A 26432-nucleotide genomic window follows, 5' to 3' on the forward strand; every position below is an offset into this window, starting at 1 on the left:
ACATGGCGATTGTAGCATATACAGACGGTTCGTCGTTGGGAAATCCTGGTCCAGGAGGATTTGGTTGTATTTTGTTGGAAACCGAGAAAAAAGTCAAAAAAGAAATTTCTCAAGGTTTTCGACTAACGACCAATAATCGAATGGAATTGTTGGCAGTTATTACGGCTTTGGAAACGCTAAAGTTCACCAACACGGAGATTACTATTGTGACCGATTCTAAATATGTGGTAGATGCTGTGGAAAAACGTTGGGTTTTTGGTTGGGTGCAAAAGAATTTCAAAGGAAAGAAGAATGCTGATTTGTGGAAAAGATTTTTAGAAGTTTATAAAATTCATCGCGTAAAATTTCAATGGATAAAAGGTCATGCTGGACATCATTGGAACGAAGAAGCTGATAAATTGGCGGTTGCAGCAGCAAATAAACCAGAAAATTTTAAGATAGATTCTTACTTCGAAATTCATCAAAACGAAGAATAATTTTCTACTTTTGTGAGGCAGAGAGGAAAATGAAAATGAAGAAGTTGTGGAGATTTCTCCCACTAATTTTAATTACAATTTACAGTTGTTCGCCTAAAAAAGAAAAAGGTGAACTTGTCTACTTTAGTGGACGAATCGCCAATGCACAAACAGATAGCATTTACCTATTATTGAATAATCGTGAAAAGGCTTTTGCTTTAGATTTTGATGGAAATTTTTCGGATACAGTTCAGTTAGTTGACGAAGGCTACAAAACACTTTCTATTGAGCGCGAAGAGTTTACAATTTATTTGATTCCAGGTGATAGTTTGATTCTAAATACAGATTTAAAACATTTGGAGAATAATTTCAAATTCTCTGGAATAGGAAAAAATCGAAACAATTATTTGGTTGACAAAAGTTTTAAAATGGATAAATTCTTAACTGAACATACCGAATTATTTAAACTTGCTCCGCCAGATTTCAAAAATCAAATCAAAAAGTTTCATCAAAAAGTTTTCAAAGATTTAGAGAAATTAGAAGTTAATTCTTCGTTCATCAAAACGGAAAAAACGAATTTAGATTACGATTTTATCAATTTGTTGTACATGTACAAGGATTCTTACACTTACTACAATCCTGCTTCTCAGCAATTACCTGTTAATTTTTTGACAGAATTAGACGAAATCGATCTAGATAATGACGAGGATTATAGAACGTATCAGAGTTACCGTAATATTGTCTTAACAAACTTACAAGAAAAATTATATCAAGGAATTTCTGCTGATGCTTTGTTAGAAAATATCAAAAGTCAGTCAATTAAAAATGGTTTTATTAATTCATTAATCTATGAACTTGATCCAAAAGATCCGAATAGCAACGGAATTTATCAAGCGATACAAAAACACTGCAATTATCAACCTTGGTTGGACGAAGCTGCAAAGAGAATGAAAAAATTTAGTTGATAACTCAAAAAAATGCTTTCAGAATCTGAAAGCATTTTTTAACATTTTTATTTAATTGAGAAACAGAAGTATACTTGTTATTTGTATTTTTTAACTTTTCTATAGGCAACCTTTTTAAGAAATTTGCATCTGTATTGTAGAATTAGTAATGAAATTGAAAATGTCTAAACCGAAAAGAATTCACAAAACTTACAAAAAGTCTTTATTCAGTAAAATGAAAGTAAAACCGGTAAACTTATTACTATTTATGGCAATCGCTTGTTTTATTTTTGTCGTATTTTTCTTAAAATAATTACAATTAAGTTCTTTCAAAGAAAAAGAAATAATTCTTCATCACGTTCGTTTTAAAGTATATTTGTAAGAATCAAATTACACTATTAAGATATGAACGTTTACAAGCTTTTAAAATTAAATTGGTTAATTAAAAATCATCGGATAAAATTTTTAGGAATGTATCTTTTGCATAAAACAAATCAAAGATATATTGCTGTCAATTTTGATCCTGTGATGGCTTGTAATTTACGTTGCAAAATGTGTTATTTTACAGATGAAAATTATGTAAAGAAAACTAAAGGTATTTTTCCAAAAGAAGATTTATCAATTTTAGCTGATAAAATGTTTGGCAGAGCTCTTAAACTGCAAATTGGTTGTGGTACAGAACCTACTTTGTATAAAGATCTAGCGCAAATTGTTTCTTTAGGAAAAACGCACAAGGTTCCTTATATATCGCTTACAACTAATGCAAATTTGTTAACCAAAGAAAAGGTAAAAGAACTTGTAGGTAATGGATTGAATGAATTCACTATTTCGTTGCATGGTGTACATCAAGAAGTTTACGAAAACTTTATGGGAAAAGCCTCTTTCGATAAATTTCACGAAGCTTTGCAAGCAATTTATGAAGAAAAGAAAAATAATCCGAATCTTATTTTGAGAATCAATTATACTTTCAATAAAGATAATTTCTTAGAACTAAGGGATTTTTTCTCATTATACGGAAAATACGAACCAAATATTCTTCAAATTCGTCCAATGAAAAGCATGGGTGATACCGAATATCAAGATACAGATATTTCGAGCCTGAAAGATAGCTATGATTCGGTTTTGAGAGAAATTAAAACTAAATCAAAGAATAGAGAAATGACTTTATTAGCAACTTCAACTTACGATGAATTAGTAAACGCAACAAACGTAGAAAGTTTAGTTTATAATTATACCTATTGTTACATACGACCTGGTTATACGTGGAAAGATGAATTTGATTACAAAAAGGATACTTTTAATGATTTCTCTAAAAAAATAGGTCTATCAAAAGAACTTTTGAGAAATGCTTTTTCGAGTAAAAAACAAATGGATAAACTCAAAACAAAAACTTCTTTAAATTATAATATTATTGAGTAAGATCTTAACTTCGTATCAAACTACGAAGAAATGACAAAATCTGAAGCTAGAAAATATTACCGAACGTTGAGAAAATCATTCACTAAAGAAGAAGTGGATGACTTGAGTGATCAAATTTTTGAACATATCAAACAGTTAGATTTTTCTACAGATCAGACATTTCATATTTTCTTACCTATCGAAAAAAATAACGAAATCAATACTTATCCAATCATAAATTGGCTATTTCAACAGCAAAAAGAGGTGGTTTTGCCTTTGGTTGTTGGCGATGATATGATTAATTGTAAAGTAGAAAAAGGTTTCGAAACGGTTTTAAATTCACTTCAAATTCCAGAACCCACTCAGTATTCAGAAATTGATTCTAAAGCGATTGATGTTATTTTTATTCCAATGTTTGTTGCCGATAAAAAAGGAAATCGTGTAGGTTACGGCGGGGGATATTATGATAAATTTTTGGCAAGATGTAGAGCTGATTCAAAAAAAATAGGTCTAACTTATTTTAGACCTATTGAATATATTGAAGACGCTTATTTCGGCGATTTTCCTCTTGATTTTTGTATTACTCCAGATGGAATTGAATCTTTCTGAATCGAGTCTTTTTTATCATTTAGTGTTCTGAAATAGAATTTAAACTCTCGCTGAAATTTGATCGGCTCTTGTTTTAACACAAATACACCAACATGATTATTGGTTTCGATTAACTTTTTATCCGAATTGAAATAATTAATTGTATACGCAATTCGCTTGATAGAGTCTGGTGTAATCGAATCTTTTGGTAAAATTGCAAATTTAGAAATGGAAGTAAATGTTACTTTTTTTGAACGAAGTTCTCTCAATAACGAAAATATTTCGGTCGTATCTTTTTTAGGAAAATAAGATAACAATTGATCTCTCAACAAGCTATCAACAACCGTATCATTGGTATTAGATGCCAGCGCCGAAAGCTCGAAAAACTCGCGCAATTTTTGCTTTGCAATAAAATTTACAGCTTCTACCGAATCCATTTTATTACTTACTGTCGATGCTTCGTTTTTGTAACCTTTTATCGCTTCTGGGTTATAATCTCCTTTATATTTATCGTCTTTGCACGAAAATATCATCCAAACACTCATCAGCAATATCATGCTAAACTGAACTATTTTACTTATCGTTCTCATCTTGCTGGATTTTAAATTTTAATTTCACAATTTTTCCATTTTTCCTTTCCGATTCGATCAAAGAAAAATTCTTTAACGATGTCGTAGGCATTGTAACTAAATTGATATATTGTTGTTTCGAAAGAATCTCTACACCAAAAAAATCATTGTCATACACTTGATAAATCAACGCATCATCCGCAATCATTTGATTTAGCTTAGAAATTCGTTGTTTCAAATCTTTTGCTGAATTCGAATAATAATACAGCATAATCTTATAATCATCTGGCTCTAACAATAGCTTTTCAGGCTGATTATATTGATGTAAATTAACCTTAAACGTATCTTGTTTATAATAAGGCGAACTCACAAACATCTTGATTGTATCTTTTTGCGATTCAAATTTGATACAACCTGTTTTCGTTGATAAATAAAGTGGCGTAAAACCATCTCTAATAATTGTAACCTCAACAGAATTGATAATTGCAGCTTGTCTATCCGAATCTACAAAACAAAATTCATATTCTCGCTGACCAAAAATTGAAAAATAAATAGTTGCGCCAATTCCGCTCAACAAAACAACTGCAGCTGCTATTATTGAAATCAATTTTAGCTTAGGTTTTGTTTTAGCAACTTTCTCTTTTAACTGAATTATTTCTTTTTCTGTTGATGGTTTAACATCTACTGGAATCTCTACTTCAGATTCTTCAGGAATTATATGTTGTGATGAAAAATTTTCGTTTTCTGTTGCTTCAATCGTCGATTCTTCAGTCTTATTTGGACCAAAATGTTCGATTTTCTGAACATTAAGAAAGTGTGCCCAATTTTTATATCCACAATATTGCGCCAAAAGATTCAGCATATCAATACGAGGAAGTTTCTTAAAATCTGACTTAAAATACGTATAAAACCACTTTTCACTTACGGTAGATCTGGTTTTATTGAATAAATCGTCTTGAAAAGATGTAATTTCTTGCCCCTTCCAATCGGAGATATTTTCGGATTGAGCAGAATTTTCTTCTAAAAATCGATTTGAAATCGTTTTTTTCAGAATTTCGAAAATTTCTATATCTGTAAATTTGCTCAAAAAAATAAATTTATAAAGTTGGTTTTCAGTATTTTGTAAAATAATTTCGATTTTACAAATTGTCTTTTAATACAACTACAAATAAAATAATTTTTTTGATATGTTGAGTTGTATTTCTTTATTAATGCGTTATTAAATGATTTCTTTTGTTGTAAAACATTTGTTGAATATTAGATGATTGGATTACAATCATCTTACAACTATTTTACTTCAAAAAACTTTGATGTCTGCTTAACTTTGGTTCAACAAAATGATTGAAAAAATCAAGAAAAAAAAATCAATTAAACATTTAAAAAATTAAAGTTATGAAAAAATTAGCATTAAACGTAATCGTATTAGGAGTAATCGGAACTTCATTTGGTCTAACATCTTGTAATTTATTTGGATCGAAAGAAACAAAAACTGAAACAGAAGTAAAAAATGACACGATTACAACAATCGAAGATTCTGTAAAAATTGACTCTGTAGGAAAAGATTCTGTTGTTATCAAAGATTCGGCAGTTGTAAAAGAAACTCCTGTAAAAGTTGAAACAACTACGACTACAACAACAGAGAAAAAATAATTTGTAGAATAGATTAAACAAAAAAATCAAATGAAAAAATTAGCGTTATTCGCTTTCGCAGCGATTTCTTTCACAGCAATTTCTTGTAAACAAGAACCAACAAGTGTAGGAGAACCAACAACAGTTATTGAAGATTCTGTAAATGTTGAAAAAGCAGAGATTCCTGCGGCAGATTCTGTAGAAGGAGTTACGGTAGATTCTTCGAAAACTGTAAATCCAGCAGGAACAACAAAAGATTCTGTTGCGAAATAGAACTTAAAAACTAAAAAAAAATCCGCTCGTTAAGCGGATTTTTTTGTTTCTATACCTAAGATTAAGATTCTTTCAATGATTTAATATCAATCACAAAACGGTACTTCACATCAGATTTCATCATACGTTCGTATGCTTCATTAATATTTTGAATATCGATCATTTCGACATCAGATACAATATTGTGTTCTCCACAAAAATCTAACATCTCTTGTGTTTCCTTGATTCCTCCAATTAAAGATCCTGCCAAATTACGACGTTTCATAATCAATAAACCTCCGTGAACAGCATCTAAAGGCTCGATAGCTCCAACCATACACATTGTTTTATCTAATTTTAATAATTGTAAATATGGATTAACATCGTGTTTTACAGGAATTGTATTCAATAAAAAATCAAATGAATTTGCATGCGCTTTCATTTGTGTTGCATCTTTCGAAATCAAAACCTCATCAGCTCCAAGTTTCTTTGCATCCTCACCTTTCGATTCGGATGTTGTAATCATCACAACATGTGCACCCATTGCTTTTGCAAATTTAACGCCCATATGTCCCAAACCTCCAAGACCGATTACACCAACTTTATCGCCCGCTTTTACATTCCAATGACGCAAAGGCGACCAAGTTGTAATTCCCGCACACAACAATGGCGCAGCAGCTTTTACATCGATATTTTCGGGTACATGAAGCACAAAATCTTCTTCTACCACGATGTTTTCTGAATAACCACCGTAAGTGATTCCACCATGTTTCGAGTTTTTAGAATTGTACGTTCCTGTAAAACCATTTTCACAATATTGCTCCAAACCTTCGTCGCAAGAATGACAATGTTGACAAGATTCTACCATACAACCTACTCCAACCAAATCTCCAACTTTAAACTTTGTTACTTCAGAACCAATTTCTTTTACTCGACCAATAATTTCGTGCCCTGGAACAACTGGATAATTTGGTTTTCCCCAATCGCCTTTCGCTGTATGAATATCGCTGTGACAAACTCCACAATACTCGATATCGATAAAAATATCTTTCGCATGTAAATGTCGACGTTCTATTGTGTGTGGCGCTAATGGATCAGTTTCATTAAACGCTGCGTATGTTTTTGTGTTCATTTTATACTTATTAAAGGTTATTTAATATTTCTCTTTGTTTATCTATAGAATAATCTGCATTACAATCTAAATTAAACTCTGAATTATATTTCGTAACATAACTACTTAAATCAGAACATTTCGACAGTATTTCAAATTCTTTATTTTTTGTATCAAAAATAATTCCTTTATAATCATTTGTATTAAAAGTTATGATTCCTTCTTTCACAAGATTGATATAATTTTCTGAATAACCTTCTGGAGCGTCCTTAGTATCTAAAACAGTCGAAGCAATTGCTCCAGCAATTCCAAACATCATTAAATAGCCATTATTTTGTTGTGATTTTGGGAGTTCCATGTACAAATGATGATCTGATCCAGCTTTTACTCTAACATAGGCAAAATTTGGAATCTCTTTCGCTAACAAGATTTTTTTATCCTTTGCAATCTTTTTTATCTCTTTTACATTAAAATAAATATCTCCATTTCGCACAATTGCAAAATAATCTCGTTGTTGAAATTCAGGAAATTTTCCTTTTGTATCATAAAAATTAACCAAATCTGCCGATTGTTCAAACAAATCAGCATAAAGATTTGGTTTCATTTCAAATGCTTTATTTTCTACATTTTTAGAAACAAAATCGTCTTTTGTCACATAAACTCCATCAGGATAACTAAAAGATTCTTTGTTAAACACACCTTTTATCTCAGGAATATTTTTAGAAAAATTTTCAGCATCATAAACTAAATCGAAATCTTTTACTCTAACTACTGCGAAAGTATTTTTTGATAAATCTGTTTTGAATTGTAATCCTTTTCCATCATTAATGTATTTTACATCGTTTATTTCAAAAGAATTATTTGTGCTTTTAGAAGTTATTTTCGCTTTTGATATATATTGCCCAAAAACAAAAGTTGAACATAAGGCAAGTAGAGTAAATAATTTTTTCATTCGATTATATTTTGGATAAAATTAAAAAATCCACCTGAATAATCAGATGGATTTTGAATATTAATTATTAATCATTTTTTTTCGAACATTCTCTATGTTATATTCATTTTTGTTTTCACAATCAAATGTTAAGTTTAATCGTGATTTAAAATATTCATTAAATCGTTTACAATTTTTAATTAAATAAAACTTTTGATCATTATTAATTAAAATAACTGGACGAAAATTATCTTTAGCTCCTACAGAAGCCATTATAGCACCACCTATTGCTCCTCCAACAGCTGCTCCAGCTATAAATGAACCTGAACTTTTCAAGGGCATATCTGTATAATAATAATTATCATTTTTATATTTAACGCGTACATATCTATTTATTGGATGCATTAATACAAAACTTGTTTTTGCTTCTTTCGATTCATTTTTATCTATTCCTTTAACTCCAAAATATAATTCATCTCTATAAACTATAGCAAAAGGATCTTTTAAAATTTTATCATTAGATTTAAACTTGAATGTCATCAAATCTTTTGGTCTTTCATATAAATTTTGACCTTCTTCTCTTCCAATGATTGTTTCTGTAGATGTTGGTTGTTTTTTATAAAAATCTTCAATCGTTTGATAAATACCTTCTGGTAAATCATTTTCAAAAAAAACTTCTTTAATTTCAGGAACTTTCTCTGAATAATTTATAGAATCAAATTTTATATCTATTACATGTTTTATAGGAAGATTCTGTAATGTATAAGGGTTATCTTGTTCTGTGAACTGATACATTTTTCCTGAATAAATTACATCTCGAACTTCTAAAGACGTTCCATCTTTTAAGCTAAAAGTTGCTTCTTTTATATATTGTCCAAAAGAGAAAGCGGAACATAAAATAAATAATGTAAATAGTTTTTTCATTCAATAATATTTTTCATAAATATATTAAAAATCCACCTGAATAATCAAATGGATTTTTGAGTTATTATAATTGATTTTATTACTTCAATTTTTTGATTCCCATGTTCCACAAAGTGAAGGCATATTTATCAGCAGTTTCGTTGATCACAACTTCTGTCGAACGACCAGCTCCATGACCAGCTTTCGTTTCAATTCTGATTAAAACTGGATTATCACACGCTTGTTTCGCTTGTAAATTAGCCGCAAACTTGTACGAATGCGCAGGAACTACACGATCATCATGATCTCCTGTTGTGACTAATGTAGCAGGATAACATGTTCCTTCTTTTACATTGTGAACTGGTGAATAACCTTTCAGGTACTCGAACATTTCTTTACTATCATCAGCTGTTCCATAATCATAGCCCCAACCTGCACCAGCAGTAAATGTATGATAACGTAACATATCTAAAACCCCAACCGCAGGCAATGCTACTTTTGCTATTTTTGGATTAATTGTTTCTGTTGCGCCAACTAATAAACCTCCGTTAGATCCTCCTGATAATGCAGTAAAATCTGGTGAAGTGTAATTGTTTTTCTGTAAATATTCTGCAGCAGCAATGAAATCATTAAAAACATTCAATTTATTGAATTGACGCCCTCCATCGTGCCATTTTTTACCATATTCTCCACCTCCACGTAAGTTTGGAACAGCGTAAACTCCACCATTTTCAATCCAAGCAGCAGTTGCTGGACTAAATCCTGGCGTTAAACTAATATTGAATCCTCCGTATCCATAAACGATTGTAGGATTTTTACCATTTTTCTTCAATCCTTTTTTATACGTAATAATCATCGGAACTTTTGTTCCATCTTTTGACGTATAAAAAACTTGTTCAGAAATGTAATCATCTGAATTAAATTTTACATTTGGTTTAATGTAAACATCCGAAGATCCCGTTTCTACATTGTATTTGTAGCTTGTAGATGGTGTGATATAATTTGAAAATCCGAAATAGATTTCTTTCTCTGATTTTTTTCCTCCAAATCCTGATGCAGAACCAACGCCTGGCAATGTAATTTGACGGACTTTTGATCCATCATATTTGTATTGCTCCACAACCGAAATTGCATCTTTTAAGTATTTAGCAAATAAATAACCTCCTCCTGTAGAAACAGATAATACATTTTCAGTTTCTGGAATAACTATTTTCCAAGCAGCTTCGCTCAAATCAGAAATAGTTGCTTTAACTACTTTATTGTTTGGTGCTTTGTTATTTGTAAAAATGTAGAAAGTCTCTCCATCGTTATCAATCACAGAAGTATTTGTATCAAAATTATTCACAATTGTTTTGATTGGGCTATTTGCTTGAGACAAATCTTGATAATACAACTCATTTCCAGTTGTTGTATTTGCAGCTGTAATAATTAAGAAACGCTCATCATCCGTCAAATAAGCACCAACATAGCGGCGAGGTGTTTCTGCTCCTCCAAAAATCAATTGATCTTTTTTCTGAGCTGTTCCTAATTTGTGGTAATATAATTTGTGTTGATCTGTTTTCTCAGATAATTCAGATCCTTTTGGTTTATCATAAGACGAATAGTAGAAACCGTCGTTTCCTTTCCAAGCTGTTCCAGAGAATTTAACATCAATCAATGTTTCTCCAACTTGTGTTTTATCTTTTGCGTTAAGAACAATTACTTTTCTCCAATCTGATCCACCTTCTGAAATTGAATAGGCAACTAAGCTTCCATCTTTAGAAAAGCTAACATCAGCCAACGAAACAGAACCATCTTTCGAGAATTTATTCGGATCTAAAAAAACTTCTTCTGTTCCATTTTCACCTAATTTACGGTACAAAACTGAGTGTTGTTGTAAACCATCATTTTTGTAGTAATACGTATAATCTCCTTCTTTAAAAGGAGTCGAAATTTTCTCGTAATTCCAGATATCCGTCAACGATTTTTTCAATTGTGTACGTAATGGAATTTCATTCAAATAAGCATAAGTTGCTTTATTTTGTTCAATTACCCATTTCTTAGTATCTTCAGACAAATCATCTTCCAACCAACGATATGGATCTTGTACATTCTCTCCAAAATACGTATCAACATGATCAATTTTTTTTGAATCTGGATACTTTTTCTTATAACTCTGTGCATTCACTCCTACCATAAGGGCAACATTAAATAAAATAAAAGCAGTTTTTTTCATTTCTTCTTAGTATAGCTGTTTTGGTAAAGATAATAAAATCAAAAAGATAAATTGGTATTGAAAAAAATGATTTATTTTTGGGCAAAATCCTCTCAGATTTTAATTGAAATGAATACTTACAACTTCGCGGCAACTTAACGTTAAATTCATTTTGATTTAAAAATTTATCAAGTATTTTTAATTTTTTTAAAACCAAAAAAATGACTGTAGAAAAGTCTTTAACAGCCAAAATTGGGTCTATTTTTTCGTTAATTAAACAATCTTTTTCAAGCGAAAACTTAGATTTAACCGCGTTACCAATCAAAAAATCAGTCTTTCTATTAGCAATTCCGATGATGTTCGAAATGGTGATGGAATCTGTCTTTGCATTGGTCGATTTATATTTTGTAGGACATTTAAAAGAAAGCGCTTTCGCCATACAAACCGTTGGTCTTACAGAATCTTTATTAACAATTGTTTATTCGATTTCAATAGGAATAAGTATGGCTGCAACTGCCATTATTGCACGAAGAATTGGAGAAAAGAAACCCGAAAAAGCTTCGGAAAGTGCTTCGCAAGCAATTTTATTATCGATAATCATTACAATTCTGTTGAGTATTTTCGGATTTATATTCGCCAAAGATTTATTGATTTGGATGGGATCATCTGAACAAGCCGCAGAATACGGGAAGAATTTTACTAAAATAATGATGGCAAGTTGTTTATCAATTGTGTTATTATTCTTGATTAACGGAATTTTTCGCGGTGCTGGAAATGCAGCAATTGCGATGAAAAGTTTGTGGTTAGCTAACGGAATAAATATTATTCTGTGTCCAATTCTTGTTCGCGGATGGTTCTTTTTTCCTGAAATGGGATTAGAAGGAGCAGCCTTAGCTACTGCAATTGGTAGAAGTGGTGGTGTGGTTTATCAATTGTATGGTTTAACGAAAAAAGATTCATTAATTCAAATCAAATGGAGTTATTTCGTTCCAAAATCTAAACTAATTATCAATATTGTAAAAATTGCAGTTCCTGCTATTGTACAATATATTATTGCAAGTTGTAGTTGGATTATTCTTGCGCGAATTGTTGCTCAATCTGGTGGAGAAATTGCGTCTTCTGGTTATCAAACAGCTTTACGACTGATGATGTTTTTTATGTTACCTGCTTGGGGATTGAGTAATGCTGCGGCAACTTTAGTTGGTCAAAACTTAGGAAATAAAGATCCCGAAAAAGCAGAAAAATCAGTCCTTATGACCATGAAATTTAATATCATCTACATGTTGATTGTAAGTGTTATATTCTATGGATTAAGTAATTATTTAGTTTCAATTTTTACAACAGAAGAACATATCAAAATTGTTGCAAAAGAAGGAATGTACATTTTGGCAACTGGTTTTTTATTATACGGAATTGGAATGGTAATGATGAATGCTTTTAACGGCGCGGGCGATACAATGACGCCAACGATTATCAATTTTGTTGGATTTTGGTTATTCCAAATTCCATTAGCGTATATGTTAACGTATCATTTCAATTTGAAGGAAGAAGGCGTTTTTATAGCAATTCCTGTTTCGGAAACGTTTATTGCAATTTTAGCATTTATTCTCTTTAAACGAGGGAAATGGAAGCAGAAAATAGTATAAAAAAAATCGCTCAAATGAGCGATTTTTTTATGTTTTTATCCTTTGTAAGTATAATATCTTGCACCTTTCAAATCTGGAATTTCAGTTTCAATGCGATCTAAAGCAAAACCTTTCGAATCATTAATAGATGTTTTCAGATTTTTATTGTGTAGATCTTGGTATTGTTCAAAAGAAATTGCTTCTCTTTTATTTAAATAAGTGAACAAATCCATTTTATTCATCACATTCTTCCAACCTTCACCAATTTGTCCTTGAAAAACTTTCGATTTAGATCCAGAACCATACGCAATAAAACCAACTGTTTTTCCATTTAATTCTTCATTGCTATCTGCGCTTACTTGTAGAGCCGATAAAAATGCTGTAAAAACTGAAGCTGTGTACATATTTCCGATCTCAGAAGAAGCACGTTGAGTTGGTTCTACTTTTTCTTTGATTAAGGCTTTATATTCATCCGATTTTGAAACAACTTTCAAGTTATCATTCGAATTATCTTGATCATTTTCTAATGCAAAAACATCCGAAAACATTCTTTTTCCTTGAAATGCATAAGGCAAGTGAAAAGCAATATATCGCCAATTTTCGTACAATTTACCTTCTATTTTAGCCTCATCTTTAAAGTTGAAATAAGCTTCTCTAACTCTTTTTTTATAACATTCGTTAGAATATTGCCCTTCAAAAACTGGTTCATCAGAAAAAATTTCGATTTCAGATTTTGTTGTTCCTAAAGCATTCAAAATCGCTTCATCAGAAGTTGATTGATGTGGTTTAAAGAAATCAAAAACAGATTCCATGCCAATTCCCCAATTGTTATCAAACGCAATCAAATCTGGTTGATTCGAAATTAATATCGCTACTGCACCTGCACCTTGTGTATATTCTCCCGTCGATTCTAAACCATATTTTGCATAATCGGCTGCAATTACAATTGCTTTTTTAGCTGGATTTACACGAACATAATCAATAGAATTGTGCATCGCATCTACTCCACCCACACACGCAAACGTCATATCCACAACATCTGTGTGTTTAAAAGGTCGTTCTCCAAATTGATTTGCCAAAACAGATTCCACTAACTGAACCGCGTAAGTTGCCGTTGGTTTTGCGCCATCTAAAGCGCTTTCTGTTCCTAAATAAATTCGTCCGATTTCGTTTGGATTAATATTAAAATCAGTCATCAATTTCAACAAAGCATTCGCTGCAATGGTTGCAGTATCTTCGTGAACGTCTAAAACTGACATTTTCTTTAAACCCAAACCAATTTCAAGTTTATCAGGATCAATATTGCGTTGAATTGCTAAATCTTTTATTGGTAAATATATATGCGGAACGTAGATAGAAGCCGCCTCTATTCCATACTTCATTTTCGTTGATTTTTAAGCGAACTTCAAAGTTAAGGGTATTTTAATTTTATTCTGGCATGAAATAAATCCTGAATTTTAAGAAATCTAATTTCATTATAAATTACTCAAAAAAGAATGCTTTTAATTATAATATTTCTTAAATTTAAGAGCATAATTTAAAATATCAATTTTCAAAATGGCACGTACTTTTTACAAATCAATTAAAAACTCTATCAAATATTGGTGGATTTTATTAATCATAGGATTACTATTTGTTGGATTAGGAATTTATTGTTTTGCATTTCCAACAGCATCGTATGTTGCACTTTCAGTATTTTTTGCTGTATCTTTTTTATTCTCTGGAATTTCGGAAATTGTTTTTTCGATCGCAAATAAAGATGAAATTGACAGTTGGGGCTGGACATTAACGTATGGAATTATCACCACAATTGTTGGATTTATGCTAGTTGTTAATCCTATTTTAAGCTTAGAAGTTTTTGCTTATTATGTTGGGTTCTTAGTGTTATTCCGCTCAATTTCTGGAATTAGTTATGCTTTCGACCTGAAAAATTATGGTGTAAGAGATTGGGGTGTTTCGTTATTTTTGGCAATTGTTGGATTAATTATTTCCTTAATTTTATTATCATCTCCGCAATTAGCAGGTTTAACAGCTGTTGCATGGCTAGGATTAGCGGTTATTTCTACCGGATTATTTGCGATTTTTATTTCATTACAATTGAAGAAAATTAAAGATATCCCGAATAATGTTTCGGATGATTTACGAAAGCGATATGAAGAAATCAGAAAAGAAATCGAAGATTTTAAAAATCAATAAAAAAAAACCTCTACTTTAATTGAAGTGGAGGTTTTTGTTTTATAATACCGGTGCTAATAATCTACAAATCGATGCAAACGCACGGTTATACCAAGGTCTATTTTCCCACTTTTCAAGAGTTAATAATTCTGAATCCTCTTTATCTATATCAAATTGAGCACTCATTTGTTGTAATAACGTTGCATTTTCAATCACCGAAGTAATCTCGAAATTAATCATAAAACTACGATAATCTAAATTCACTGTTCCAATAAAAGCCAATTTATCATCAACCGTTATTGTTTTGGCATGAAGAAATCCTTTTTCGTATAAATAAACTTTTACACCCCGCTTCATCAAAGGTTTTAGGAATGATAATGACGCTTGTTGCACCACAATAGAATCGCCTTTTTTAGGGATCATCAATTCCACTTCAACTCCGCTCGAAACTGCAATCATCATAGCCGTTTTAAATTCGTCACTTGGTATAAAATATGGTGTACACAATTGCACTTTCTTTTTCGCTAAAGTAATTGCCAAAATCATCGCTTCCATTGCCGAATGTACATCACTACCAGGTGAAGAAAGTCCGAAACTAACAGTTGCAGCATCTTCAAAAATCTTACTTTGAGAATTGTAAAAATAATTTGAATCAGAAATATTATACTTTTTGCCTTCTGTCATCATCCAATTTAAGTAAAAATGCAATTGCAAGCTATTAATCGCCTCTCCTTCAATCATCACAGAAGTATCACGCCAATAAATCTTATTATTTGGACTTATTACACCATTTTGATTGATGTATTTATCACTAATGTTAATTCCTCCTAAAAATGCTTTTTTACCATCAACAATCAAAATTTTACGGTGATTACGGTAATTAGAATTCGCTAAAGAAGAAAATCGAACAGGTAAAAATGTTTGAAACTCCACACCTGTTCCATCAAATCTTGAGTGATGTTTATTCAGTTTTGATGAACCAAAATCATCCGCAGTTACACGAACTTCTACACCATTTTTAGCTTTTTCAATCAGAATATCAATGATTTCATTTCCAATATGATCTTCATCAAAAATGTAATATTCGAGATGAATATGATTTTTAGCTTCACGTAAAGCTTCCAAAAAAAGAGGAAATTTTTCTTCTCCATTTGTCAACAACTTTACTTTATTATTTGTTGCAGGATAAGCAACTCTTGCATTATTTAAATAACGATAAACCTGTGACAACGAACCAATTCTTGCATTTACTTTATCTAAATCATCGTGAACAAATTGATCCATTTCAGCCCATTTTTCATTGATGATTTTTTGATGATTCTTATCTATACGTTTAAAAAATTCATCTTTTTTAAATTTCTGTCCAAAGAAAAAATATAAGATTATTCCAATAAACGGTAGAAAAACAATCACCAGTATCCATGCAATTGTTTTAGTAGGGTTTCGATTTTCGATCAAAATAGTAACAATCACCATTATATAAAGGACGGTAAGCGGAACCCAATACCATTCTTTGATAAAATTCCAGATGTGCAAAAGTGTGATTGACCATTCCATTTGTTACCAATTCGTAATTTTTATAAAAATAAATGAATAAAAATCAATTCCTTAAAAAATTAATAGAAAATATTTAAAAATAATTTTGGAAATATAAAACAAACCTTCTTATATTTGCAATCCAAAATGACGGTGCCTTAGCTCAGTTGGTAGAGCAAAGGACTGAAAATCCTTGTGTCCCTGGTTCGATTCCTGGAGGCACCACCACATTTATAAAACCTCAAGCATGTGTTTGAGGTTTTTTTTTTGAATGAACATAACAATTTATTCATCGAGTATTTTAGAGTTGTATCTAAATATTCCGTAAATTGCATAAAACATGGAAATAGGAAATAGACCTTGGGGTTCGTACTACGTATTAGAGGACACCGATATATATAAATTAAAAAGAATAGAAGTGAATGTTGGCGGGCGTTTGTCTTACCAATACCACAATCATCGTGCAGAAGTTTGGACAATTGTTCAGGGTACTGCAATGGTAACACTTGATGATAAAGAATATGAATACAAAGCAGGTGAAGTCGTTATTATTCCATTAAAAGCAAAACATCGTATTCAGAACATAGGTAATGAGACTCTAATTTTTATCGAAGTTCAACATGGTACGTATTTTGGGGAAGAAGACATCATTCGCATTGAAGATGATTACAACCGATCATCTGAAGATTAATAAAAACTAACTATAAAAGACTATACTAATTGACTATGAAAATCGGAATTACATTTAGTGCTTTTGATTTGCTTCATGCGGGACATATCAAAATGCTAGAAGACGCAAAACAACATTGCGATTATTTGATTGTAGGTTTACAAACAGATCCAACATTAGATCGACCAGAAAAAAACAAACCAACACAAACTGTTGTAGAACGCTACATTCAGTTAAAAGGTTGCAAATTTGTTGACGAAATTGTGCCTTATGCAACAGAACAGGATTTAGAAGATGTTTTGAGATCTTTCAAAATCGATGTGCGTATTTTAGGGATTGAATACCAAGACAAAAACTTTACAGGACGTAAATATTGTGAAGAAAAAGGAATCGAATTGTATTACAATTCAAGAGACCACCGTTTCTCAAGTTCCGGACTTAGAAAAGTGGTTGCTGAAAAAGAACTTCTTAAAGTTGTAAAATAAAAATGGAGTAAGGTTAGAGTTTATCTAACCTTTTTTATTTACAATACTTTCTCAATCAAAAAATTAATGTAAAAAATAATTCTAAAAATTATACCTTTGCAAAATGTCAAATATAGTTGCAATTGTAGGAAGACCAAACGTTGGTAAATCTACGTTCTTCAACAGAATGATCCAAAAAAGACAAGCTATCGTTGATGACACTTCTGGTGTTACACGTGACCGTCACTATGGAAAATCTGATTGGAATGGAAAAGAGTTTACCGTAATCGATACCGGAGGGTATGTCGTTGGTTCAGATGATACCTTTGAAGAAGAGATCCGCAAGCAAGTTGAATTGGCTATTGATGAAGCAAATGTAATTTTGTTCATGGTAGACAATCAAGTTGGTTTAACGGATATGGATAAGGAAGTTGGCAACCTTTTAAGACGCACTAAGAAGCCTACATTCTTAGTTGTGAATAAGGTCGATACCAACAAAAATTTAGAAGATTCTTATGAGTTTTATAACTTAGGATTCGAAAAAATGTACACTATCGCTGCAATGAGCGGAAGTGGAACAGGTGAATTATTAGATGATGTGGTAGATTGTTTTAAAGAAGAACAACACATTGATCCATTCGAAGGTTTACCTAAAATTACAATCGTAGGTCGTCCAAATGCTGGAAAATCTACATTAATCAATGCATTATTAGGTGAAGAACGTAATATTGTAACGGATATCGCAGGAACAACACGTGATTCTATCGAAACGTTGTACAATAAATTTGGACACGAATTTGTTTTGGTAGACACTGCCGGAATGCGTAAAAAAGGAAAAGTAAGCGAAGATTTAGAATTCTATTCTGTCATGCGTTCGGTTCGTGCAATCGAAGAATGCGACGTTTGTGTCTTAGTAATTGATGCAGAACGTGGTATTGAAGCACAAGATTTGAATATTCTTTATTTAGCAGAACGTAACCGAAAAGGTGTGGTCATCTTAATCAACAAATGGGATTTATTGGAAAAAGAAACCAATACAATGAAAGAATACAAAGATGCTATTCTAAAACGTATTGCGCCTTTTACAGACGTTCCTGTGTTGTTTATCTCGGCTCTTACAAAACAACGTGTCTTGAAAGCTGTTGATACATTTATCGAAGTTTACGAGAACCGTAGTCGTCGTATCAAAACAAGTAAATTAAACGAAACCTTGTTACCGATTATCGAGATTACACCTCCACCTGCAGTAAAAGGAAAATACATCAAAATCAAATATGTAACGCAGTTACCTACAAAAACGCCTCAATTCGCGTTTTTCTGTAATTTGCCGCAATATATTAGAGATCCTTACAAACGATTTATCGAAAATCAATTGAGAAAGGAATTTAATTTTGAAGGAGTTCCAATTGAAGTTTACTTCAGAAAGAAATAATAAAAATCCAAAAAGTCCATTTACAATTTGTAGATGGACTTTTTTATTGATAACAATAGAATTTAACATTCATAAAAAAAGCTCAACGATTGACGCTGAGCATTTTTGTGACCGAGACAGGATTCAAACCTGTAACCTCTTGAGCCGTAATCAAGTGCGCTATTCAGTTGCGCCACTCGGCCGTTTGAAATAATTGAAAGTATTTTCCCTTATTTTCGAATGCAAATATACAGCACTTTTATCGTAAAAACCTAAGCTTTTCGAGAAAAATTTTTAACAATAATTTAATTTACAACATATCAATTGCTTACAAAAATATTTTTTTATGATTTTGACAGAATTCTTAACTTGCTTCCTCTAAATTCAATCCAAAATGATTAAAAAATTAATTCTAAGTTCATTCATTCTTCTTGCCATTAGTAGTTGTAAACAGTCGAAAGAAGCTATTAAAACCGAACAAGAAAATACAACTTTTCAGTTTGCGAAAAATATTTCTATCGAAGAAAACAACGAAACAATCACGATAAAATCTTCTGGAAATACGATTTCATTTGATAAAAAAGACTTGCCAATCAAAACTGTGATGGTAGAAACTTCGTCTGCTGTGACGTTTTTAGATCAATTAGGAAGTCTTGATTTAATCAAAGGAGTTTGCGATGCAGATTTTATTTACAATCCTAAAATAGCCGAAGGAATTGCAAATAAATCAATCTTAAAAGTTGGAAATTCGAACGAATTATTCACAGAAATTATCTTAAAAAATAAACCTCAATTAATTATTGCAAGTTCTAATCCTGTTTTAGCAAAATTTCATCAACAATTGGAACAAAATGGGATAAAAGTATTGTATTTAGATGAATACAAAGAGCAAAACCCGTTGGGACAAGTTGAATATTTGAAGGTTTTCGGAAAATTATTCGGAAAAGATACAGAAGCTGAAAAACGCGTAGAAACGGTTAAAAATAATTACGATTCAATCAAAAATATCATTCAAACCAAAGCACAAGGTAACGTTTCAACAATTTTAAATACAATGTATGGTGATATTTGGTACGTTCCGACAAATGATTTGTTGCAAGCAAAATTAATAGACGATGCGAAAGGAAATTATATTTTCAAGAATAAAACAGGTGAAAATAGTTTGAGCTTAACATTTGAAGAAGTTTATACAGCTGGAAAATCTGCAAATTATTGGATTAATGTAACAAACGTAAATACGTTGGCAGAAATGAAAGCTTCTTATCCAAATTATGCGTGGTTTGATGCGTTTAAGAAAGGAAATGTATACGCATACAACAAACGAATGAATGCAAAAGGATCAAATGATTATTTTGAACAAGGAATCCTTCGTCCAGATATTATTTTGAATGATTTAGGAAAAATTTTCTATCCAAATTTATTTCCAACGTATGAGTTGTACTTTTATCAACAATTGAAATAAATGATTGAAATTATTCAAAAATTCGAAGATTTTGTTCTAAAATCAATGAATTTATCCATTTCAACTCTTGAAAAAGATGCAGAATGTGACGAATATATAGGTTATAATTTCAATGTTAATGAGTTTTCTATAAAATTTAGAAAAGCGAAAATTACGCCTAAAAAAGTTGGTCAATTTGTAACATTATGGAAACGAAATACAGCTAAACAAACCGAACCTTTCCACGAAAATGATGGTTTTGATTATTACATTATTGCGGCAGAAGATGATTCTAAACTAGGTTTTTATATTTTTCCGAAATCAATTTTAATTGAAAAACATATTTTGAGCTCAATTAAAAAAGAAGGAAAAAGAGGTTTTAGAGTTTATCCGAATTGGGTAAAACCTGAAAATAAACAAGCGGAGAAAACTCAAAATTGGCAACAAGATTATTTCGTAGAAGTCAACAATCAACAGATTGACAAAACCAAGTTAGAAAAGATATTCAACAAAAAACGGAATTCAAATTGAGTTCCGTTTTTTTGTTATTTTTTCAAAAATTCGAATCCAAATAAAAATAAGCTTCACTGATAAAATCACTAATATTTGACGCAATTAAACTATGTGGATGAATATTATTTACAGCCAAATCTCCCGCCAATCCATGTAAATATACACCTAAAATTGAAGCTTCTGATGAATGATAACCTTGTCCAATTAGCGACGCAATAATTCCACTCAACGTATCTCCAGATCCAGCAGTTGCCATTCCCCAATTTCCTGTCGAATTGAAATAAATTTTACCTTCGGATGTAATAACTGCAGTATAAAAACCTTTTATAATAAATGTCAATTGATGAAAAACAGCAAGTTTTTTAACTTTTTCTAATTTCTCAAAATCATTTTCCCATTCTCCAATTAAACGTTGTAACTCTTTTGGATGCGGTGTTAAAACTGAATCTTGTGGAATCAACGTAAAACAATCTTTCTGATTAGCTAAACAATTTAATGCATCAGCATCAATCACCAAAGGCTGTTGTTGATGCTTAATCCAATTGATAAAATTTGCTTCTGTAGTTGGGTGTTGTCCCATTCCCATTCCAACAGCAACTCCTTGATAAACTTTTATCTCAGGAAAATGTTCAATTTGTTTTTCTGAATCATCAGTCAAACTCATTGATTCTATCAAATTTGTTTGCAAAATATTTAATCCACATTGAGGAGTATAAGTCGTTACCAAACCACTACCCGTCTTCAAGGCTGCTTTTGCACTTAAAATAATTGAACCTATTTTTCCTAAACTTCCACCAATTATCAACGTATGACCAAATGTACCTTTGTGCGAAAATTGACTTGGTTTCTTTAGAAATTTCTGAACATCATTTTTCTGTATAAAATAATAATTTGTCTCAAATTCATTACTCACATTTTGTTCTAATCCAATATCTAACAAAATAAATTCAACGGTGTAAATCTGATTTTCAGGAAATAATAAACCTAATTTAGGAACCTGAAAAGTATATGTTTTATTTGATTTACAACACGGAAAATATTTTTGCATACGAGAATCAGCAATAAAACCAGAAGGCAAATCTATCGAGATAATTTGCGTCGGATTTGACTCTGCTATTTGATTGAAGACTGAATTCCAATCATCATGCAAAGGTTGATTAATTCCAATTCCGAAAATAGCATCGATAATAACTGAATTTTCAGGAAGTTGTAACTCTTCATTCAAATTAAAAAAATGTAAATCATTAGAACTCAAAAGTTGTTGATTCTTTAAATTATCTTCGCTATAATTCTCTGATTTCAATATATAAATCAATGTTTTATAGCCTAATTTTTTCAATTCTCTTGCAACTCCTAATCCATCTCCTCCATTATTTCCTTTTCCGCAAAAAATAATAATTGGTAATTCTTTAGATGGAATATCATTCACTATATTTTCAGTCAATTTCAATACAGCTCGCTCCATCAAATCCCAAGAGGATATATTTTGATGTTTGATCGTTAATTGATCCCATTCTTTTATCTGTTTTGAATTGAGTATTTTCATGAATAACATTTGTTTACATAAAGGTAGTAAATAAAAAAAGGAACTCAAATTGAGTTCCTTTTTTTATTTATATTCTATTCATCTTAAAATAATTCTGATCGGAATTGCTCTAAGAAACGTTTATCATTTTCTGTGTACAAACGGATATCCCCAATTTGATACAACAACAACGCAATACGCTCTATTCCCATACCGAATGCATAACCCGAATATTTTTCAGGATCGATATCTACATTGCGCAAAACGTTAGGATCTACCATTCCACATCCCATAATTTCTAACCAACCTGTGCCTTTTGTCATACGATAATCAGTTTCAGTTTCTAATCCCCAATACACGTCAACCTCAGCAGAAGGCTCTGTAAATGGGAAATATGAAGGACGTAAACGAATTTCAGATTTACCAAATAACTCCGTTGTAAAATAACTTAACGTTTGTTTCAAATCTGCAAACGAAACACCTTCGTCAATGTACAAACCTTCGATTTGGTGGAACATCATATGCGAACGAGACGAAATAGCCTCATTACGGTAAACACGACCTGGCGCTAAGAAACGCATGGGCGGTTGATTTTTCTCCATATGACGAATCTGCGTAGACGATGTATGCGTACGCAACACAATATCTGGATCAGTTTCGATGAAAAATGTATCTTGCATGTCTCTCGCAGGGTGATGTGCAGGCAAATTTAACGCTGTAAAATTGTGCCAATCATCTTCGATTTCTGGACCTTCAGAAACGCTAAATCCAATGCGATTAAAAATCTCGATAATACGATTTTTTGTAATGTTAATTGGATGACGAGATCCTAATGGAAACGGCTCTCCAGGACGCGTTAAATCTAAAGAAGAATCAGTTTTTCCTTCGTTTGAGATTTCATTTTTAAGAACAGTTGATTTTTCAGTTGCCAATGTTTTTAACTCATTCACAACTTGACCAAATTCCTTTTTTTGTTCATTCGGAACAGATTTGAACTGTGTAAACAAGTCTGTTAAAATTCCTTTTTTTCCTAAAAATTTAATTCTGAATTCTTCAATTTCAGCAGCATTTGTTGAATGGAAGTTTTTTACTTCTTCAATATATTGTTTGATTTGGTCAATCATAATTTCTGATCAATTTGATTACAAATTTAACCGATAATCAACTTATAACAAATTATTCGAGTACTTTTATTAAAAACGTCTAATTCTTATAAATAAAAATCCTCCTAAGAAACTTAGGAGGATTTGATTGATATCTTATTTTTGAAAATTATTTCCCAAATACTTCTTTTACTTTAGCTGTAATTCGTTCGCGTTCTGCATCTGTTAAATTAGAACCAGAAGGTAAACATAATCCATTTTCGAATAATTCTTCTGCTACTTTTCCTCCATAATAAGGTGCATTTGAAAATATAGGTTGCATGTGCATAGGTTTCCATAATGGACGAGATTCGATATCATCTTCCAAGAAAGCTAAACGCAACTCTTCGCGTGTTTTCCCTGCTACTTTTGGATCTATTAAAATCGCTGACAACCAATGGTTAGAAAAATAATCAGAACTTGGTTCTGTAAATACCGTTACGCCATCAATATCCGCAAATAAATCTTGATAGAATTTGTTCATAGCACGACGAGCTGCTACTCTATCCGCTAAAACTTCCATTTGTCCACGACCGATACCTGCTGTAATATTACTCATACGGTAATTGTACCCAATATGCGAATGTTGATAATGAGGTGCATTATCACGCGCTTGTGTCGCTAAAAAGACTGCTTTATCTTTATCTTCTTGTGTATGCGAAACCAAAGCTCCACCACCAGAAGTTGTTATAATTTTATTCCCATTAAACGATAACGCTCCAAAACGACCAAAAGTTCCACAAGCTTTACCTTTGAACGTAGAACCCAATGCCTCTGCAGCATCTTCAATCACAGGAATGTTATATTTTTCAGCTATAGCATGTACTTCATCAACCTTATAAGGCATTCCGTACAAATGAACAGCTAATATCGCCTTTGGTTTTTTTCCTTTTGCTATACGATCTGTAATCGCTTCCTCTAATGCAATTGGACAAAGGTTCCATGTATCTTTTTCAGAATCTACAAAAACAGGTGTAGCACCTTGATAAGCAATTGGATTTGCTGTTGCTGAGAATGTCATCGATTGACAGATTACCTCATCACCATTCTTCACTCCTAGCAATATAAGAGCTAAATGTAAAACAGAAGTACAACTATTTAATGCAACAATTGGATTTGATGTATTCAACACTTTTTGAATATCAAACTCAAATCCATCAATATTGTCACCAATAGATGTAATCCAATTTTTATCAAAAGCATCTTGAATATATTTCATTTCATTTCCTGAAAGATGTGGAGATGAAAGCCAGATTTTAGTTAGCATTTGGTTAGTTGTATTAATAGTTCAAATTTAGCATAAAACTATGATTTTTGCTTCATTAGTTTATCATAAAACTTCATAAAATAAAAATTCTTATTAATACTCTCTCAAGCATTTTCTTAATGTAAGAGTTTTAATGCCGGATTTTCATCCTTTTTCAATATTCAAATCCACTTTCAATAACAAATTCCAAAGCGACATACGATTTGCAGACGAGCTTCAATCCATTGAAACAAGCGTAAAAAAGATTAGTGAGCGATATGTTTACGTAATAAGTTTTACGCTTAACGTTTTACGTTTTTATCCTTTTTCAATATTCAAATCCACTTTCAACAATGAATTTCAAAGCGACATACGATTTGCAGACGAGCTTCAATCCATTGAAACAAGCGTAAAAAAGATTAGTGAGCGTATGCGAATCATTTAATCTTTTTAGTGCGTGAGATGGTAATTGAACGTCGAAAATCGCAGTCTTGACGTTTTTGGTTCGTTTTTGCGTCAAGGTAAAAATGAACATATAATCATTAATCAACTTGTAACAATTTATACCTAAGCTCCACAGGAGCTTCTCCTTTTAATTTCAAATTTTTAATTTCAAATTTTTAATTTCAAATGTTTTTTCATCAAGGTTCCCCAAAGGGTATATGAATTCATTTGAAAACAATAATAACTCATGAATAAAAAATGAACATAAAGTACTTTCTATCACTTTTTTAAGAGTAAAAAAGTAATCAAAAAACTCTTGGCCGTAAACCTCTCTACTAAAAATGCCCTCATTTCACTAAAGATTTTACAAACCCTACGGGCTAAAACCTTTTTAACGTTACATTCAACCATTTTCTTAACGTGAGAGTTTTAATGCCGGTTTTTCATCCTTTTTCAATATTCAAATCCACTTTCAATAACAAATTCCAAAGCGACATACGATTTGCAGACGAGTTTCAATCCATTGAAACAAGCGTAAAAAAGATTAGTGAGCGATATGTTTACGTAATAAGTTTTACGCTTAACGTTTTACGTTTTTATCCTTTTTCAATATTCAAATCCACTTTCAACAATGAATTTCAAAGCGACATACGATTTGCAGACGAGTTTCAATCCATTGAAACAAGCGTAAAAAAGATTAGTGAGCGTATGCGAATCATTTAATCTTTTTAGTGCGTGAGATGAGAATTGAACGTCGAAAATCGCAGTCTTGTAATGCTTTGCATTCATGAATACCTTAAAAATAATAATAAATCATATGAATAACTTTTGATTACTTTTTGATCAAGCAAAAAGTAATAAATAAAGAACTACTAATTATCCTCTTATTCACGTAATTATGTTCAGAACCTCAACTCGTTGTTAATTTGAGGTATCGAGAAATCTTTTGTCACTTTTTTATTCATAGCATATCTATTTTAATTATAGGTATTCATATGCCCTTCGGGGAATAGTCAAAAAAACTAACGAAAAAAGACTTGGCCGTAAACCTCTCTACTAAAATGTTTTCACTCCACTAAACGTTTTACAAACCCTACGGGCTAAAATCTTTTTAACGCTCCACTAAAATATTTTCTTAACGTGAGAGTTTTAATGCCATTTTCTTCATCCTTTATATTAATTAAACTCGTTTCAGAACCTCATCCTTAATCTGAATACATACTACTTTGTACATAATACAACTCTAAAATCTCATATCTCATATCT

Annotated in this window: 24 protein-coding genes and 2 tRNA genes; 14 read left to right on the plus strand and 12 right to left on the minus strand. The window is 31.4% G+C overall.

Features of this window, described 5'->3' with window-relative positions; genetic code table 11:
* The first annotated feature begins 2 nt into the window (after nucleotides 1-2).
* The 4 genes from rnhA to B4G36_RS13715 all read left to right on the plus strand — a co-directional run bounded on the left by rnhA (nucleotide 3) and on the right by B4G36_RS13715 (nucleotide 3406).
* Nucleotides 3-476 (plus strand): ribonuclease HI, encoded by a 474-nt coding sequence (gene rnhA / locus B4G36_RS13700; RefSeq protein WP_038336544.1) that lies wholly within the window; start codon nucleotides 3-5, stop codon nucleotides 474-476.
* Between the two features lie 35 nt (nucleotides 477-511).
* Nucleotides 512-1420, plus strand: a complete 909-nt coding sequence (locus B4G36_RS13705) for a hypothetical protein (RefSeq protein WP_291064355.1) — start codon at nucleotides 512-514, stop codon at nucleotides 1418-1420.
* Nucleotides 1421-1804: 384 nt separating this feature from the next.
* Complete coding sequence (locus B4G36_RS13710) at nucleotides 1805-2818, plus strand: radical SAM protein (RefSeq protein ID WP_291064356.1); 1014 nt, start codon at nucleotides 1805-1807, stop codon at nucleotides 2816-2818.
* Nucleotides 2819-2848: 30 nt separating this feature from the next.
* Complete coding sequence (locus B4G36_RS13715) at nucleotides 2849-3406, plus strand: 5-formyltetrahydrofolate cyclo-ligase (RefSeq protein WP_291064357.1); 558 nt, start codon at nucleotides 2849-2851, stop codon at nucleotides 3404-3406.
* On the opposite strand, the gene B4G36_RS13720 is transcribed toward B4G36_RS13715, so the two are convergent.
* Both B4G36_RS13720 and B4G36_RS13725 read right to left on the minus strand, forming a co-directional pair.
* Nucleotides 3346-3975 carry a hypothetical protein gene (locus B4G36_RS13720; RefSeq protein WP_291064358.1) on the minus strand — a complete coding sequence of 210 codons (630 nt, stop codon included), beginning with the start codon at nucleotides 3973-3975 and terminating at the stop codon, nucleotides 3346-3348. The genes B4G36_RS13715 and B4G36_RS13720 overlap by 61 nt on opposite strands.
* Nucleotides 3959-5041: a hypothetical protein gene (locus B4G36_RS13725; protein WP_291064359.1), complete on the minus strand. Its 1083-nt coding sequence runs from the start codon at nucleotides 5039-5041 to the stop codon at nucleotides 3959-3961. Before B4G36_RS13725 ends, B4G36_RS13720 begins: the two co-directional genes overlap by 17 nt.
* 305 nt (nucleotides 5042-5346) lie before the next feature.
* Here B4G36_RS13725 and B4G36_RS13730 point away from each other — a divergent pair, with 305 nt between their 5' ends.
* Nucleotides 5347-5604 (plus strand): hypothetical protein, encoded by a 258-nt coding sequence (locus B4G36_RS13730; protein WP_286495840.1) that lies wholly within the window; start codon nucleotides 5347-5349, stop codon nucleotides 5602-5604.
* 30 nt (nucleotides 5605-5634) lie between these two features.
* Nucleotides 5635-5856 carry a hypothetical protein gene (locus B4G36_RS13735; RefSeq protein WP_221854094.1) on the plus strand — a complete coding sequence of 74 codons (222 nt, stop codon included), beginning with the start codon at nucleotides 5635-5637 and terminating at the stop codon, nucleotides 5854-5856.
* 61 nt (nucleotides 5857-5917) lie between these two features.
* Here the strand turns inward: B4G36_RS13735 and B4G36_RS13740 are convergent, their stop codons facing one another.
* The 4 genes from B4G36_RS13740 to B4G36_RS13755 all read right to left on the minus strand — a co-directional run bounded on the left by B4G36_RS13740 (nucleotide 5918) and on the right by B4G36_RS13755 (nucleotide 10995).
* Nucleotides 5918-6967, minus strand: a complete 1050-nt coding sequence (locus B4G36_RS13740; RefSeq protein WP_291064360.1) for an NAD(P)-dependent alcohol dehydrogenase — start codon at nucleotides 6965-6967, stop codon at nucleotides 5918-5920.
* A 10-nt stretch (nucleotides 6968-6977) separates the two neighbouring features.
* Entirely contained in the window at nucleotides 6978-7898 is a 921-nt protein-coding gene (locus B4G36_RS13745) for a hypothetical protein (protein WP_291064361.1), read from the minus strand.
* A 60-nt stretch (nucleotides 7899-7958) separates the two neighbouring features.
* Nucleotides 7959-8801 carry a hypothetical protein gene (locus tag B4G36_RS13750; protein WP_221854091.1) on the minus strand — a complete coding sequence of 281 codons (843 nt, stop codon included), beginning with the start codon at nucleotides 8799-8801 and terminating at the stop codon, nucleotides 7959-7961.
* Between the two features lie 79 nt (nucleotides 8802-8880).
* Complete coding sequence (locus tag B4G36_RS13755) at nucleotides 8881-10995, minus strand: prolyl oligopeptidase family serine peptidase (protein ID WP_286495839.1); 2115 nt, start codon at nucleotides 10993-10995, stop codon at nucleotides 8881-8883.
* A 200-nt stretch (nucleotides 10996-11195) separates the two neighbouring features.
* On the opposite strand from B4G36_RS13755, the gene B4G36_RS13760 reads away from it, so the two are divergent.
* On the plus strand, nucleotides 11196-12620 hold the full coding sequence (locus tag B4G36_RS13760) for an MATE family efflux transporter (RefSeq protein WP_286495838.1): 1425 nt from the start codon (nucleotides 11196-11198) through the stop codon (nucleotides 12618-12620).
* A 35-nt stretch (nucleotides 12621-12655) separates the two neighbouring features.
* On the opposite strand, the gene B4G36_RS13765 is transcribed toward B4G36_RS13760, so the two are convergent.
* Complete coding sequence (locus B4G36_RS13765; protein WP_291064362.1) at nucleotides 12656-13981, minus strand: hydroxymethylglutaryl-CoA synthase family protein; 1326 nt, start codon at nucleotides 13979-13981, stop codon at nucleotides 12656-12658.
* A 175-nt stretch (nucleotides 13982-14156) separates the two neighbouring features.
* Between B4G36_RS13765 and B4G36_RS13770 the strand changes: the two genes are divergently transcribed.
* Nucleotides 14157-14795 (plus strand): HdeD family acid-resistance protein, encoded by a 639-nt coding sequence (locus tag B4G36_RS13770; RefSeq protein ID WP_291064363.1) that lies wholly within the window; start codon nucleotides 14157-14159, stop codon nucleotides 14793-14795.
* A gap of 39 nt (nucleotides 14796-14834) precedes the next feature.
* Here the strand turns inward: B4G36_RS13770 and cls are convergent, their stop codons facing one another.
* Nucleotides 14835-16331 carry a cardiolipin synthase gene (gene cls, locus B4G36_RS13775; RefSeq protein ID WP_291064364.1) on the minus strand — a complete coding sequence of 499 codons (1497 nt, stop codon included), beginning with the start codon at nucleotides 16329-16331 and terminating at the stop codon, nucleotides 14835-14837.
* A gap of 131 nt (nucleotides 16332-16462) precedes the next feature.
* Here cls and B4G36_RS13780 point away from each other — a divergent pair.
* From B4G36_RS13780 to der, 4 genes are all read left to right on the plus strand, one after another.
* Nucleotides 16463-16538, plus strand: a tRNA-Phe gene (locus B4G36_RS13780).
* Nucleotides 16539-16650: 112 nt separating this feature from the next.
* Nucleotides 16651-17001: a phosphomannose isomerase type II C-terminal cupin domain gene (locus tag B4G36_RS13785; protein WP_038336510.1), complete on the plus strand. Its 351-nt coding sequence runs from the start codon at nucleotides 16651-16653 to the stop codon at nucleotides 16999-17001.
* Nucleotides 17002-17036: 35 nt separating this feature from the next.
* The gene (locus B4G36_RS13790) at nucleotides 17037-17465 is read left to right on the plus strand and encodes an adenylyltransferase/cytidyltransferase family protein (RefSeq protein WP_038336508.1); all 429 of its coding nucleotides are present in this window, start codon (nucleotides 17037-17039) and stop codon (nucleotides 17463-17465) included.
* A 103-nt stretch (nucleotides 17466-17568) separates the two neighbouring features.
* A complete protein-coding gene (gene der, locus B4G36_RS13795; protein WP_125349172.1) occupies nucleotides 17569-18876 on the plus strand; it encodes a ribosome biogenesis GTPase Der in 1308 nt (435 codons plus the stop codon).
* A 108-nt stretch (nucleotides 18877-18984) separates the two neighbouring features.
* Here der and B4G36_RS13800 read toward each other — a convergent pair.
* Nucleotides 18985-19058 (minus strand) — tRNA-Arg (locus B4G36_RS13800).
* Between the two features lie 191 nt (nucleotides 19059-19249).
* Between B4G36_RS13800 and B4G36_RS13805 the strand changes: the two genes are divergently transcribed.
* The gene (locus tag B4G36_RS13805; RefSeq protein ID WP_291064365.1) at nucleotides 19250-20317 is read left to right on the plus strand and encodes an ABC transporter substrate-binding protein; all 1068 of its coding nucleotides are present in this window, start codon (nucleotides 19250-19252) and stop codon (nucleotides 20315-20317) included.
* Nucleotides 20318-20827, plus strand: coding sequence for a MepB family protein (locus tag B4G36_RS13810; RefSeq protein WP_291064366.1), 510 nt, complete (start codon nucleotides 20318-20320; stop codon nucleotides 20825-20827).
* 22 nt (nucleotides 20828-20849) lie between these two features.
* Here the strand turns inward: B4G36_RS13810 and B4G36_RS13815 are convergent, their stop codons facing one another.
* The 3 genes from B4G36_RS13815 to B4G36_RS13825 all read right to left on the minus strand — a co-directional run bounded on the left by B4G36_RS13815 (nucleotide 20850) and on the right by B4G36_RS13825 (nucleotide 24743).
* The gene (locus B4G36_RS13815; RefSeq protein WP_291064367.1) at nucleotides 20850-22355 is read right to left on the minus strand and encodes an NAD(P)H-hydrate dehydratase; all 1506 of its coding nucleotides are present in this window, start codon (nucleotides 22353-22355) and stop codon (nucleotides 20850-20852) included.
* A gap of 83 nt (nucleotides 22356-22438) precedes the next feature.
* Nucleotides 22439-23458, minus strand: a complete 1020-nt coding sequence (locus B4G36_RS13820; RefSeq protein WP_291064368.1) for a phenylalanine--tRNA ligase subunit alpha — start codon at nucleotides 23456-23458, stop codon at nucleotides 22439-22441.
* Nucleotides 23459-23606: 148 nt separating this feature from the next.
* On the minus strand, nucleotides 23607-24743 hold the full coding sequence (locus B4G36_RS13825; protein ID WP_291064369.1) for a DegT/DnrJ/EryC1/StrS family aminotransferase: 1137 nt from the start codon (nucleotides 24741-24743) through the stop codon (nucleotides 23607-23609).
* Nucleotides 24744-26432: the final 1689 nt, after the last annotated feature.

The sequence above is a fragment of the Empedobacter sp. UBA3239 genome (assembly GCF_002362875.1).
Taxonomy (GTDB): Bacteria; Bacteroidota; Bacteroidia; order Flavobacteriales; family Weeksellaceae; genus Empedobacter; species Empedobacter falsenii_B.

Coding starts and splice junctions, on each gene's coding strand:
- rnhA (WP_038336544.1), top strand. CDS start 3: ATGGCGATTGTAGCATATACAGACGGTTCGTCGTTGGGAAATCCTGGT.
- B4G36_RS13705 (WP_291064355.1), top strand. CDS start 512: ATGAAGAAGTTGTGGAGATTTCTCCCACTAATTTTAATTACAATTTAC.
- B4G36_RS13710 (WP_291064356.1), top strand. CDS start 1,805: ATGAACGTTTACAAGCTTTTAAAATTAAATTGGTTAATTAAAAATCAT.
- B4G36_RS13715 (WP_291064357.1), top strand. CDS start 2,849: ATGACAAAATCTGAAGCTAGAAAATATTACCGAACGTTGAGAAAATCA.
- B4G36_RS13720 (WP_291064358.1), bottom strand. CDS start 3,975: ATGAGAACGATAAGTAAAATAGTTCAGTTTAGCATGATATTGCTGATG.
- B4G36_RS13730 (WP_286495840.1), top strand. CDS start 5,347: ATGAAAAAATTAGCATTAAACGTAATCGTATTAGGAGTAATCGGAACT.
- B4G36_RS13735 (WP_221854094.1), top strand. CDS start 5,635: ATGAAAAAATTAGCGTTATTCGCTTTCGCAGCGATTTCTTTCACAGCA.
- B4G36_RS13740 (WP_291064360.1), bottom strand. CDS start 6,967: ATGAACACAAAAACATACGCAGCGTTTAATGAAACTGATCCATTAGCG.
- B4G36_RS13745 (WP_291064361.1), bottom strand. CDS start 7,898: ATGAAAAAATTATTTACTCTACTTGCCTTATGTTCAACTTTTGTTTTT.
- B4G36_RS13750 (WP_221854091.1), bottom strand. CDS start 8,801: ATGAAAAAACTATTTACATTATTTATTTTATGTTCCGCTTTCTCTTTT.
- B4G36_RS13755 (WP_286495839.1), bottom strand. CDS start 10,995: ATGAAAAAAACTGCTTTTATTTTATTTAATGTTGCCCTTATGGTAGGA.
- B4G36_RS13760 (WP_286495838.1), top strand. CDS start 11,196: ATGACTGTAGAAAAGTCTTTAACAGCCAAAATTGGGTCTATTTTTTCG.
- B4G36_RS13765 (WP_291064362.1), bottom strand. CDS start 13,981: ATGAAGTATGGAATAGAGGCGGCTTCTATCTACGTTCCGCATATATAT.
- B4G36_RS13770 (WP_291064363.1), top strand. CDS start 14,157: ATGGCACGTACTTTTTACAAATCAATTAAAAACTCTATCAAATATTGG.
- cls (WP_291064364.1), bottom strand. CDS start 16,331: ATGGAATGGTCAATCACACTTTTGCACATCTGGAATTTTATCAAAGAA.
- B4G36_RS13785 (WP_038336510.1), top strand. CDS start 16,651: ATGGAAATAGGAAATAGACCTTGGGGTTCGTACTACGTATTAGAGGAC.
- B4G36_RS13790 (WP_038336508.1), top strand. CDS start 17,037: ATGAAAATCGGAATTACATTTAGTGCTTTTGATTTGCTTCATGCGGGA.
- der (WP_125349172.1), top strand. CDS start 17,569: ATGTCAAATATAGTTGCAATTGTAGGAAGACCAAACGTTGGTAAATCT.
- B4G36_RS13805 (WP_291064365.1), top strand. CDS start 19,250: ATGATTAAAAAATTAATTCTAAGTTCATTCATTCTTCTTGCCATTAGT.
- B4G36_RS13810 (WP_291064366.1), top strand. CDS start 20,318: ATGATTGAAATTATTCAAAAATTCGAAGATTTTGTTCTAAAATCAATG.
- B4G36_RS13815 (WP_291064367.1), bottom strand. CDS start 22,355: ATGAAAATACTCAATTCAAAACAGATAAAAGAATGGGATCAATTAACG.
- B4G36_RS13820 (WP_291064368.1), bottom strand. CDS start 23,458: ATGATTGACCAAATCAAACAATATATTGAAGAAGTAAAAAACTTCCAT.
- B4G36_RS13825 (WP_291064369.1), bottom strand. CDS start 24,743: ATGCTAACTAAAATCTGGCTTTCATCTCCACATCTTTCAGGAAATGAA.